This is a genomic window from Allomuricauda sp. NFXS6 (assembly GCF_040148835.1).
In the GTDB taxonomy this organism is placed as follows: domain Bacteria; phylum Bacteroidota; class Bacteroidia; order Flavobacteriales; family Flavobacteriaceae; genus Flagellimonas.
This window is the reverse complement of record NZ_JAGEMG010000006.1, coordinates 201,919-214,410: the sequence shown is the minus strand read 5'-3', so window position 1 is coordinate 214,410 and position 12,492 is coordinate 201,919. Positions and strand designations below refer to the sequence as shown.

Below are 12,492 nucleotides of genomic sequence, written 5' to 3'. Positions count from 1 at the left end.
GTTTTTATTACACTTTTTTAAAATATTCTTGAATTAGACAGATTTCGAAAATCGATTTCAAATAATTATTCTAAACGAAAAGTAAAAGTTAATTTAGTAACTTGAAATTCAAGTCCGTTAGTAATCCTCGACTTGAATAACCTAAGCGCAATCTGAACAATGAAGATTAAAAAGGAGGTTACCATCTACGATCTTGCCAAAGAATTGAATTATTCTCCCTCCACGATTTCGAGAGCCTTGAACAACCACAAAAGTATCAGTAAGAAGACCATCAAGCTGATCAAGGAGGCAGCAGAGGAGATGGGCTATCGCCCCAATAATTTGGCGGCGGGTCTTAGAAACAACAAAAGTAATACCATTGGCGTGTTGATTTCCCGAATCAACCGACCTTTTATGGCGTCACTGATTAGCGGAATCGAAGAAACCGCTCGAAAGGCCGGCTATAATGTGCTCATCAGTCAGTCCAACGACAAGTACAAGAACGAAATAAGCAATTGCAACGCACTCTACGATAGCAGAATTACAGGATTGATCGTTTCCCTGTCGATGGAAACCGTGGATATGGGACATTTTCAAAAGTTTGTGGACAAGGGAATACCCATTGTATTTGTGGATAGGGTCCCCGATAACTTTAATTCGTACAAAGTGGTCATCGACAATTATACTGCTGGATATTCTGCTACAAAACACTTGATTGAACAGGGCTGTGAAAGAATAGCCCATTTTGCTGGGGCACAGCACCGAAATGTATACCGCGAACGTAAAAAGGGCTATATGGATGCACTTCGTGAGCATGGATTGCCCATAGAGGACAATCTGATCGTTAATTTTAAGACCTTGAGTTTTGAGGAGGGAAACAAAGCCACCAAAAAACTTTTGAAGATGAGCAATCCGCCCGATGGTATATTTTCTGCTAACGATACGGCTGCGGTAAGTGCGATTATGTGCGCCAAAAAACTGGGAGTAAGTGTCCCACACCAACTGGCGGTAATTGGTTTTAACGATGATCCCATTGCGTCCATTGTGCAACCGTCACTTTCAACCGTATCGCATCCCGCCAGTAAAATGGGGGCCATATCGGCAAAAAGAATCCTAGATCATTCCATAAATACTTACGATGCGGGCCTTTCGGAAATTACGGTACTGGGTACGGAAATAGTGGCAAGGGAATCTTCGTTAAAAAAGGCCGAAGTCCTAGAAACCGAATAATCGAGGAAGCCAAAGGCTTAGCTCTGGAAAAACGCTCACCAGGATCAAGGCCAATATCATCGCCAAAAACAAAGGAATAAGTGGCCTAATTACTTTTTGAATGGTCGTTTTGGCCACTCCGACACCTATGAACAAAACGGCCCCCACCGGTGGTGTGCACAATCCGATACAAAGGTTGAGTACCATAATGATTCCAAAATGTACCGGGTCTATACCAAGAGCTATCACCACGGGCAAAAATATTGGGGTAAATATCAATACCGCCGGGGTCATATCCATAAAAATTCCAACGATCAGCAGAATGATATTAATCAAAATAATCACCATAATTTTATTGTTGCTCAGACCCAAGAGAGCCTGTGTCACTGCTTGTGGAATGTTTTCGTAGGAAAGCACCCAGGACATGGAAATGGAAACAGCAATCAACAACATTACTATGGCAATGGTCGATGATGATTCCACCAAAATGGGGCGAATGTCCTTTATGGATATTTCTTTGTAAATCATGGCCAGTACCAAACAATAAATGACCGCTACGGACGATGCTTCTGTCGCCGTGAATATTCCCGCCACGATTCCACCGATCACCACGATTAAAAGGAATAGACTGGGCAATGCATTCAAAAAGGTGGTCAAAATCATTTTAAAGGAGCTTCTGTCCGCTGTGGGATATCCTTTTCTCTTGGCCCAAACATAGGCAACGACCATTAAGAGTAGACCTGTGATTATCCCTGGAAGGTATCCTGCTAAAAACAAGGCACCTATACTTACACCACCGCTTGCTACGGAGTAGATAATAAAAATGTTGCTGGGCGGAATTACAAGGCCCGTGGTTGCCGATGTTACGTTAACCGCTACGCCGAATCCTTTGTCGTAACCAGATTCTTCCATTTTATCGGACATAAAACCGCCTATGGCCGCCGCAGCTGCCCCGGCGGATCCCGCAATGGCCCCGAACAACATGGCTGCAACAATGTTCACATGGGCCAGTCCTCCAGGAAGCGCGCCTACCAAGCTTTTTGCAAAGGCGATCAAACGTTCGGCAATACCCCCCTTGTTCATAATATGGCCTGCCAAGATAAAAAACGGAATGGCCAAGATTGAAAAACTGTCTAGACCGGTGACCAGTCTTTGAGCAATGGTGGTAACGGCAGGAAACGTATCCACACTGACCAACAAGGTCAATAGCGACGATATTCCAAGGCTCCAAGCTACAGGCACACGGATTGAAATCAAAAGGAGAAAACTAAGGATGAGGATGCTAATTTCCATGCTTGATTTTTTTTAGGAGGATATAAAGCTCGGATAGCTTGTAGTAAAGGATAAACGCACCTGATATTGGCAATACCATATACACAAATCCAATGGGCAGTTGTAGGGCAGGGGAGGTTTGTCCCAATGCAAATGAAATATAAACGTACCTGATGCCGCCGACCAAAAAAACCGCGACCGTAAAGAGCAGGACTATCAGGTGTATAAGCAGGTCCAAGTAGTTTTGCTGTTTTTGGTTAAGGCTTTTCGGGAGAAAATCAATGGCAATATGCAGTTTTTTTCCCGAGGCATAGGCAGCTCCCATAATACTGAGCCAAACCAACAAAAAACGGGCAAGTTCATCGGTCCAAGAACTTTGGCTTTCCAAGAGGTACCTTGTGATGACTCCCCAAAAGACATCCAGCACCATAATGCCCAACAAGAACGCCATGGCCCATTCCAGAAAGTTATCGACCCTATCTTTCATCACTGTATGTTTTTAATTTCTTGTACGAGTTCGTATAGATGCCTGTTCTCTTCTTTTAAGGAACGTAGCATAGTTTTTGCCTTATTTTCAAATAGCTCTTTGTCCGGATAGGAAACCTGTACACCAGCTTTTTCAATTTCGGTCAAGGCTTCTTCTTCTGCGCTTTCCCATAGTTTTCGCTGTAAAACCGTAGCTTCTTCAACCGCCTCCATCAACCAATATTTTTCCTGGGAGCTCAAACGGTTCCAAGTCAATGTACCGATGACCAAAATATCGGGGATGGAGCTATGTTCGTTTTTAGAAAAGTACTTACAGACCTCATAATGTTTGGAAGTGTAAAAACTGGGGAGGTTGTTCTCTGCACCGTCTACCACGCCCTGTTGAAGGGAAGTATAGAGTTCCCCCCAGGATATGGGAGTAGGAGATCCCCCAAAGCTCTTTACCATTTCTATGGCGGTGGGACTTTGCATTACCCGTATTTTGAGCCCTTCAAGGTCTTGTGGTCTATCAATTGACGTATCCTTGGTGTAGAAAGACCTATTTCCTGCATCAAAGTAGGTCAATCCCTTTAGCCAAAATTGTTCCGACCCCGAAAGAAGCTTTTTTCCAATGTCGCCATCATACACTTTAAATCGATGTTCATCGTCCTGAAATAGGTAAGGATACCCTAAGACCTTTAGGTCGGGTGAAAAGTTTTCCATTACCGCTGCGGATACCTTCGTCATACCCAGACTTCCTATTTGAAGCAGTTCCAAAGATTGCTTTTCGGAACCCAATTGGCTGCTGGGGTAAATTTCGATTTTGAGCTTGCCCTTCGATTTTTCGGCCACCAGATCGGCCATGTGCACCATAGCCTCGTGAACGGGATGGTTTACTCCTAGACTATGCGCCAACTTGATGGAATTTACATTTTCCTCATCGGGTTGACAGCCAATGAACAAAACGGCGAAAAGAAGAAAGAACCAGGTTCTCATGCCGATTTTATCTCTTGGATAATTTTCAGCACCTCTCTCACCTGATTAGTGATTAGGTCATAATTGCCTTGTACCACAGCCTGCTTGTCAATCAATTTGGATCCCATTCCCACACATGTAGCGCCTGCTTCGAACCAGCCGATCAGATTCTCCTTAGTAGTGTCCACTCCGCCTGTGGGCATTATATTGGTCCAGGGTTGGGGACCTCGAACAGCCTTTATGAATTCGGGACCATAAACCTCGGCAGGGAACAGCTTCACCAGTTCGCAGCCCAGTTCTTCCGCTCTAGCGATTTCGGTTAGAGAACCACAGCCCGGTGACCAAAAGACTTTCTTTCGGTTGCAGATATGGGCAATATCTTCACGCAATACCGGGGTTACCACAAATGAGGCACCCATATTGATGAAGTTAGAGGCGGTCGCAGCATCCGTAACGGAGCCTATCCCCAAGATCATATCGGGGCACTCTTTGTTGCAAAAAGCAACCAGTTCGGCAAACACTTGTTCGGCATTTTCTCCCCTGTGGGTAAACTCGAATAATCGTGCGCCTCCATCATAACAAGCTTTTACAACCTTTTGTACCATTTCGGGGTCGGAATTGTAGAACAATGGAACAAACCCTGTGTTCTCCATTGTCTTAAAAACATCGATGCGGGTATATGTTTTCATGTGAAATGTTTTTGTTGAGTTAAAGGCTTTTATATGTTTTTGTACCAAGCTTTTTTATGGTGCTCGGGAATTCAAAAAATGATTTCGCGTTATTGTAAGTTACGTCCCGTACTATTTTTCCGATCCATTCCATATCATTTGGGAGCAGTCCCGCTTTAAGGTCGTTGCCCAGCATGTTGCATAATACTCGTCTATAATATTCGTGCCTTGGAAATGACAGGAAGCTCCTACTGTCCGTAAGCATGCCCACGGAGCAACTGAGCAATCCCATATTTGAAAGTACATTCAATTGGTCCTCGATTCCATCTTTCTGATCTAAAAACCACCAAGCGGCCCCAAATTGGACCTTGCTTTTGATGCCCTCGCCAGTAAAATTTCCTGCCATCGTTGCAAAAACCTCATTGTCCGAAGGGTTGGAATTGTAAAGAATGGTTTTGGGCAGATTATCGTTATTGTTCAGTCGATTCAGAAAACTTGCCAAATGTTCAGCCTGTTGATAGTCACCAATGCTGTCCACTCCGGCATTTATCCCAACTTTTCCCAGAACCGCCTTGTTGGTGTCTCGAATAGGTCCCAAGTGCAACTGCATTACCCAATTTTTTTCTGCATATAATTCGCCAAGGGCAACCAAGATGGCGGATTTATATTGCGCAGCTTCTTTCTGTGTGATGGATTTTTCTGCTAAACGGAGCTTTAGGATACGGTTAACTTCAGCTTCAGTATATTGAGCACTATAAGCATGGGGCAGACCGTGGTCGGAGAGCCTACATCCATTGTTATGGAAATGATGTACTCTTGAACGAATCGCTTCCTTCAAGGATTCAAAATCCGTGATTTTAATGTCCGTTATCTTGGACAAAGCGGATAGATAATCTATAAAATCAATTTTCTCAATTTCGATCAATCCGTCCGGCCTAAATGTTGGAAGAACTTTAACAGGGTATTCCGATGCAGCCAATCGGGAATGATGCGATAGATCATCCAAAGGGTCGTCCGTTGTGCAGACAACTTCCGTATGCATTCGCTGAATCAGGTTTTGAGGTGAAAACTCAGGACAGCTTAACTTCTCGTTACACGCTTTATAAATGGTAGCAGCACTAGTGGGGTCCAACAGCTGATCAATGCCAAAATACCTGCTCAGCTCCAGATGGGTCCAATGATAAAGGGGATTTCTAAGGGAATACGGTACCGTCTCCGCCCACTTATGAAACTTTTCCTCATCCGTTGCGTTGCCGGTAATATATTTTTCCTCAATACCCAAAGCTCGCATGGCCCTCCATTTGTAATGATCTCCCTCGATCCAAATCTGGGTCAGGTTTGCAAAATTATTGTTTGCTGCAATTTCATCTACCGGAAGATGGCAATGGTAATCTATGATGGGTTGATCTTTCGCGTAGTTGTGATACAGCTCTTTGGCATAATCGGTTTCCAGCAAAAAATCATCATGTATAAATTTTTTCATAGTGTAATCTGTAAGTGAGATTTAATTCAAGCCAATCGATGGTTTCAACACTTTTTTTTGTAGTCTTGGACTATTAGTCGGACACATAGCGCCCCTATCTGCATACCCCTTGAATTTTGCGGCTTCAAGATCTTTTTCCTTATTATCGTTCACCATGTGGGACCCCTTGAATTCCTGTGTGAAGGTACTATTTTTGGTGCTTTTGGTGTACCGTGGCGACCCTTGTATCCAGCAGTATCGGTAATTCAGGAACTTTACATGTGCTTTGTATCCAGAAATATTATGATGAACCTTGGTATATGATAATGCATCGAAGGTGCTGAATCTGTCCATATTTTCTTCGCACATCGAAAGAACAGCGAAGCCTTTGGAACCGAAAATACGAACCGAAGATGACTTCATAGTTTGGCGGTTTTGATCATTTTTTTCTTAAATAGAGTTCAAATTTCGTAAAAATTTCCATTTTTGCAATCGATTGCGTTAAACATTTTGTGAATCTATGAATTTTTTACTTATTTTACTCGACGCAATTGATTGATTAACCGATTAATCGATTTTTTTTTGTGAATTTCCAAATGATGAAGCACCTTTTCAAATTAAAAACAACATTTTTTTTCGTCTTTTTTATACTAATTGGCAGTATGTCGTTCTCCATGAACAATGGATATGACCTTTGGCTGAATTACACCATAATCTCCGACGAAGCGCTGTTGAAAACATATCAAAACCATTTCCAAAGTATTTATTTGAACGATGGGGGAGAAACCATCGAGGTGATAAAGAAAGAACTGAAAATGGGGCTCGGGGGATTGTTGGATATGGAAGTACAATTTAAACCCTATGATGTTTCAGAGAATCAATTGATAGTTTCGAACTACGGCAACCTGCCAGATAGTTTTAAAAATTCAGTCGATGTAAGTGGAATTACAGGTGAAGGTTACATCATAAAAACCATTAAAAAAGGAAAACAATCCTATACCGTAGTAACTGCAACGGAAGACATTGGGCTACTTTACGGTACTTTTCATGTGCTCCGCACACTGAAAATGCACCAATCGTTGGATGGATTGCATATTGAGGAATCACCAAAGGTGGATCTTCGAATGTTGAACCATTGGGACAATCTGGACAGGACCATTGAGCGAGGATATGCCGGTTTTTCGATTTGGAACTGGCAGACACTGCCCGATTATATCGATCAACGATATATTGACTATGCCAGAGCAAATGCATCCATAGGAATAAATGGCACGGCACTGACCAACGTTAATGCCAACGCCCTTATTTTAACGCCTCAATACTTGGAGAAAGTCAAAGCCCTGGCAGATGTGTTCCGTCCCTATGGCATAAAAGTATACCTCACTGCTCGTTTTTCGGCCCCTATGGAAATTGGTGGGCTGCAGACGGCGGACCCCTTGGACTCGCAGGTGATTCAATGGTGGAAGGACAAGGCAGCAGAAATTTATAAAAGCATACCCGATTTTGGCGGATTTTTGGTAAAAGCAAATTCCGAAGGACAACCCGGTCCCCAAAATTATGGACGTACCCATTTGGATGGCGCCAATTTACTGGCGGATGCCGTGGCCCCTTTTAAGGGAAAGGTCATCTGGCGCGCCTTTGTATACTCCGAACACGACGCCGAGGATAGGGCCAAACAAGCCTACAGTGAATTTGTGCCCGATGATGGCAAATACCATGACAATGTATTGATCCAGGTAAAAAACGGTCCGATAGATTTTCAGCCTAGGGAACCCTTTCATCCTATGTTTGGAGCAATGCCCAATACCCCTTTGGTGATGGAATTTCAAATTACCAAGGAGTACTTGGGCTTTGCTACCCATCTTGTGTATTTGCCCAAACTTTTTGAAGAGGTTCTGCAGAGCGATACCTATCAAAAGGGAGAGGGGTCTACCGTGGCCAAAGTGGTCGATGGTTCCCTCTACAATAAAAAATTGACCGCGATGGCGGGCGTTTCCAACATTGGAAATGATGCTAATTGGACAGGTCACCCCTTTGCTCAAGCGGATTGGTATGGATTTGGAAGATTGGCGTGGAATCCCTACATGGATTCCGAACAAATTGCGGATGAATGGCTGCGTTGTACCTTCAACAATAACAATAACTTTTTGGAACCTGTAAAAAAGCTGATGCTGGAGTCCAGGGAAGCCGTGGTCAACTATATGAACCCCTTGGGGCTGCATCATATTTTTGATACCGGCCATCATTACGGTCCGGGGCCTTGGGTCGGAAATCTATCACGTCCAGAATGGAACCCTGTGTATTATCACAAGGCGGATGAAGCGGGAGTTGGTTTTGACAGGACCGAAACAGGGAGTGATGCCTTGTCCCAATACGCCCCGGAGTTTAAAGAAAAGTTCGGCAACTTGGAAACCTGTCCAGAAGAATACCTATTGTGGTTCCATCATTTACCTTGGGATTACAAGCTCAAGAGCGGAAGAACTTTGTGGGACGGCCTGGGGATTAAATATCAGCAGGGTGTAGATCAAGTTCGTGAAATGATAACCATTTGGGAAGATATGAAACCCTATGTGGATGAATATAGGCACAATCAAGTAAGTATGTTGTTGGGCATACAGCTCAAGGAGGCCAAATGGTGGCGAGATGCCTGTATGCTTTATTTTCAAACATTTTCAAAGATGGATTTCCCAGAGGAAATGGAATCTCCAGAGCATACGTTGGAATATTATAAATCACTGAAATTTCCTTATGCGCCAGGAATACGGCCACGATGGGATTAAACTTTAGAATACATAAATGGATAAAAAAATAGCCATAGTAACCGGGGGAAACTCCGGATTGGGGTATGCAACTGCAAAGAAGTTTTGTGATAACGATATCAAAACCTACGTTATTGGGCGAACCAAAGAGCGTACGGAAAATGCTTGTGCGGAAATGGGGGATAATGCAATCCCATTGATTTTTGATTTGACAAAATTGGAGGACATCCCAGGAATGATTCAAGGGATATTCGATAAAGAAGGGCATATTGATATTCTTGTGAACAACGCGGGTATCAACATGAAGAAGGAATTCATAGACGTTACCGATGCTGAGTTTGAACAAATCGTTCAAACCAACCTGTTCAGCGTGTTTGCGATAAGCAGGGAGGTGGTGAAAAAAATGAAGGAAACCGGCGGTGGAAGCATTGTCAACATCAGTTCCATGGCCGCACAGTACGGTATGCCCAAGGTTGTGGCCTATGCTTCAAGTAAAACCGCCATTGAGGGCATGACCAGGTCCATGGCCGTGGACTTGGCCCAATACAACATCAGGACCAACTGTATTGCGCCAGGTTTTATAAAGACCAAAATGACCGCCAAGGCACTTGACTCCGACCCTCCACGGAAGGAAAAAGTCTTCTCAAGAACGCCGATGGGAAAAATGGGACTACCAGAGGATATCGCGGATGCGGTATACTTTATGTGCTCCGACCAAGCAAAATTTATTACAGGGACAGTGCTTCCCGTTGATGGTGGAAACAGTATTGGGTTTTGAGCAGAAACGAATCACATAGAATCACCATGCAAAAGACCATGCGTTGGTACGGTCCGCACGATGGAGTATCCCTTCGGGATATTCGACAATGCGGGGTAACGGGAGTTGTTACCGCTTTGCACCAAATTCCGGTCGGAGAAGTTTGGCAGGTTAAAGATATTCAAGAACGCCAAGAAATTATCCGAAGGGAAGGAATGGAATGGAGCGTGGTGGAAAGTTTGCCCGTTCATGAAGATATCAAAAGAAGGGGAGGAGAGTACCAAACACACATTTTGAACTATAAGAAGAGCTTGGAAAACCTTGCCCAATGTGGTATCAAAGTGGTCGCCTACAACTTTATGCCCATTTTGGACTGGGTGCGCACCGACCAAAGCTACTCCAATCCAGATGGTACAAAAGCACTGTTGTTCGATGAGGTCGCCTTTACATTTTTCGATGTGTTTTTGCTGAAAAGACCAGATGCGCAGGATGATTATTCCAAAGAACAACTGGATGAGGCCAAAGTCTATGGGGACAGTTTGAATGAAGAAGAAAAAGAACGACTCTTTCAAAATGTGTTGTTAGGGTTACCGGGTAGTGACGAAAGCTTCACACCGGAGAAGATTTTGGAATTGCTGGAAGCTTACAGCGGCATTGATGACGACGCTCTGAGAAATAATTTGATTCAATTTCTTTCCGAAGTCGCACCAGTGGCAGAAGAATTGGGGATGAAACTGGCCATTCACCCCGATGACCCACCTTTTTCAGTTTTGGGACTTCCCAGGGTGGTGTCAACAGAAAAAGATATCGCAGCTATTATGTCCAAAGTTCCAGTAAGTGCCAATGGACTTTGTTATTGCACCGGTTCCTTGGGAGCTCAGCCCAATAACAATTTGGTGCGCATTATCGATAAGCACGGAGACCGCATTCATTTTTTGCATTTGAGAAACGTGAAAAGGGAGGACGGTAAACGATTTAGGGAGTCGGAGCACCTGAATGGAGACAACCCGATGGAAGAAATCGTGGAAAAGTTGGTGGTGCTTATGCAAAAGCGCAAAACAGCACTTCCCATGCGCCCCGACCATGGATTTCTGCACTCGTTTGAAGGCAAAGAAAAATATCCAGGCTATTCGTTGATCGGAAGACTTAAGGGACTTGCGGAAATAAGAGGTCTGGAGTTGGGGATTTTGCACAAATTAAAACAAACAGGGACAATAAATTAAATGTTCCAAACATCAAAAATTGCATAATAACTAAAAAGAAAATTGAAATGAAAGTATTCAAAATTATACCCATTTTGTTAGTTGGGTTTTTAATTGGTTGCAGTTCTGGAGACGATGTTACCGGTCCTCAAGTTGGTGGTCCAACAGAAGGTACCGACCCAGATCCAGATCCGACCACGCCACCGACCGATAACGGATCGGACAACAGTGATCCATTTACATATGATGCCACCCAAAACTTGAAGGATGTGGCAAGTTTCCCCATAGGAAATATTGTTTCGGCCAGTAAACTAGCCTCAGTATCCTCGGACAACACCACTTTTAAAACACTTCTTAATCAAGAGTACAATAGCATTACGGCCGAAAACGATATGAAGATGGGCAATATGTTTACAGGCCCTGATACCTATGATTTCAGCGATGGAGATGCCATTGTGTCTTACGCCTCGGCTAACGGATTACGGGTGCATGGCCATGCATTGATCTGGCATTCGTCCATTCCCGGTTGGTTGAACAATTTTGAAGGAACCGATGAAGAATTTGAAGCACAAGTGGAGGGCTATGTCAAGGCAACGGTGGCTCATTTTGCCGAAGCCACGGATGGTGAAGGAAACCCGATTGTGGCATCTTGGGATGTGGTCAACGAGTATTTTGATGGAGCTTCGGTACGTACTTCGCTTTTTACCCAACGTATCGGTACGGATTTCCATAAAAAAGCCTTTCAATGGGCAAGGGAAGCGGACCCGGATGTAAAACTGTTCTACAACGATTATAACATTGCAGGCGAAGTGGGCAAACGCAATTCCATAGTCAATATGGCATCTGAATTTGACGCTGAAGATATTCCAATTGACGGAATTGGTATGCAGATGCACTTGAACCATGATTGGCCATCTTCAGATTTGCCAATTGCAATTCAAGATATTGCGGATACCGGGTTATTGGTGCATGTTTCTGAGTTGGACGTAAAGGCCAACTATAGCGACGATATTGATGAACTTACTGTGGAAAGGGCAGAGGCACAAGAGGTGCAATACCAGAGAGCAGGATATTACTATACCACTATTGTGCCCCAAACGCAACAATTCGGATTGACCCTTTGGGGCTTTAGAGATCAAGATAGTTGGTTGTACGATGGCGGTTCGGATTGGCCATTGCTATACGACAATGATTTTAACACCAAAATCACGCACAGGGGATTGGTTGCGGGATTGAACGGTGAAAGCCCAGAATAATAAAATATTGACCGTATAATGAAGAAGTAACCGTGATGAGAATTTTTATTCATTTTCATCATGGTTTTTTGTTTTTGATTTTAAAAGAAACGGATGAATATTATAAAAAAAGCAACAGTATATGGGTTTTTAATGGTGAGCTTTGCTGGAAATGCCCAAAATAAACTCTCGACGCCCAATGGTGATAAGGCAATGTACTCAGCTTCTATTTATGAATCACCCAAAGTTGACCCTAAGAATTTTGATTCAGAGAGGAGCGCGATGCTTTCCAAGGTAAATAATCCAAAGGAGGTCAATTCGCACATGAAGGAGGGGTCCCCTTTATTTTCATTCAGTAAGGATGATTTGGTGAACCTGAACAATTTGCCTTGGCAGGGCAAAAAAGCAGCCGTTATCCTCACTTATGATGATGCCCTCAATGTACATTTGGACAATGTGGTTCCTTTATGGACTTATCCATTTGATTGAACCATGAGAAAATGGCACAA

General features: G+C 43.6%; 12 protein-coding genes. 6 read left to right on the top strand and 6 right to left on the bottom strand.

Annotated elements, in window-relative coordinates; translation table 11 throughout:
- Positions 1-159 precede the first annotated feature (159 nt).
- Positions 160-1,209: a LacI family DNA-binding transcriptional regulator gene (locus J4E06_RS10940; protein ID WP_349523947.1), complete on the top strand. Its 1,050-nt coding sequence runs from the start codon at positions 160-162 to the stop codon at positions 1,207-1,209.
- Here the strand turns inward: J4E06_RS10940 and J4E06_RS10935 are convergent.
- The 6 genes from J4E06_RS10935 to J4E06_RS10910 are packed head-to-tail and all read right to left on the bottom strand — an operon-like array spanning position 1,195 to position 6,453.
- Positions 1,195-2,481 (bottom strand): TRAP transporter large permease, encoded by a 1,287-nt coding sequence (locus J4E06_RS10935; RefSeq protein WP_349523946.1) that lies wholly within the window; start codon positions 2,479-2,481, stop codon positions 1,195-1,197. The genes J4E06_RS10940 and J4E06_RS10935 overlap by 15 nt on opposite strands.
- Positions 2,471-2,947 carry a TRAP transporter small permease gene (locus tag J4E06_RS10930; RefSeq protein ID WP_349523945.1) on the bottom strand — a complete coding sequence of 159 codons (477 nt, stop codon included), beginning with the start codon at positions 2,945-2,947 and terminating at the stop codon, positions 2,471-2,473. The genes J4E06_RS10935 and J4E06_RS10930 overlap by 11 nt, the downstream gene beginning before the upstream one ends.
- Positions 2,947-3,921, bottom strand: a complete 975-nt coding sequence (locus J4E06_RS10925) for a TRAP transporter substrate-binding protein (RefSeq protein WP_349523944.1) — start codon at positions 3,919-3,921, stop codon at positions 2,947-2,949. The genes J4E06_RS10930 and J4E06_RS10925 overlap by 1 nt, the downstream gene beginning before the upstream one ends.
- A complete protein-coding gene (locus J4E06_RS10920) occupies positions 3,918-4,589 on the bottom strand; it encodes a bifunctional 4-hydroxy-2-oxoglutarate aldolase/2-dehydro-3-deoxy-phosphogluconate aldolase (protein ID WP_349523943.1) in 672 nt (223 codons plus the stop codon). The genes J4E06_RS10925 and J4E06_RS10920 overlap by 4 nt, the downstream gene beginning before the upstream one ends.
- A 19-nt stretch (positions 4,590-4,608) precedes the next feature.
- The gene (uxaC, locus tag J4E06_RS10915) at positions 4,609-6,051 is read right to left on the bottom strand and encodes a glucuronate isomerase (protein ID WP_349523942.1); all 1,443 of its coding nucleotides are present in this window, start codon (positions 6,049-6,051) and stop codon (positions 4,609-4,611) included.
- Positions 6,052-6,072: 21 nt separating this feature from the next.
- Positions 6,073-6,453 (bottom strand): hypothetical protein, encoded by a 381-nt coding sequence (locus J4E06_RS10910; protein WP_349523941.1) that lies wholly within the window; start codon positions 6,451-6,453, stop codon positions 6,073-6,075.
- Between the two features lie 239 nt (positions 6,454-6,692).
- On the opposite strand from J4E06_RS10910, the gene J4E06_RS10905 reads away from it, so the two are divergent.
- From J4E06_RS10905 to J4E06_RS10885, 5 genes are all read left to right on the top strand, one after another.
- A complete protein-coding gene (locus J4E06_RS10905; RefSeq protein WP_349523940.1) occupies positions 6,693-8,810 on the top strand; it encodes an alpha-glucuronidase family glycosyl hydrolase in 2,118 nt (705 codons plus the stop codon).
- A 16-nt stretch (positions 8,811-8,826) separates the two neighbouring features.
- Positions 8,827-9,567 carry an SDR family NAD(P)-dependent oxidoreductase gene (locus tag J4E06_RS10900; RefSeq protein WP_349523939.1) on the top strand — a complete coding sequence of 247 codons (741 nt, stop codon included), beginning with the start codon at positions 8,827-8,829 and terminating at the stop codon, positions 9,565-9,567.
- 26 nt (positions 9,568-9,593) lie between these two features.
- Positions 9,594-10,769, top strand: a complete 1,176-nt coding sequence (gene uxuA / locus J4E06_RS10895) for a mannonate dehydratase (RefSeq protein WP_349524002.1) — start codon at positions 9,594-9,596, stop codon at positions 10,767-10,769.
- A gap of 47 nt (positions 10,770-10,816) precedes the next feature.
- On the top strand, positions 10,817-12,004 hold the full coding sequence (locus J4E06_RS10890; protein ID WP_349523938.1) for an endo-1,4-beta-xylanase: 1,188 nt from the start codon (positions 10,817-10,819) through the stop codon (positions 12,002-12,004).
- A gap of 93 nt (positions 12,005-12,097) precedes the next feature.
- Positions 12,098-12,472, top strand: a complete 375-nt coding sequence (locus tag J4E06_RS10885) for a hypothetical protein (RefSeq protein ID WP_349523937.1) — start codon at positions 12,098-12,100, stop codon at positions 12,470-12,472.
- The last annotated feature ends 20 nt before the right edge of the window (positions 12,473-12,492 follow it).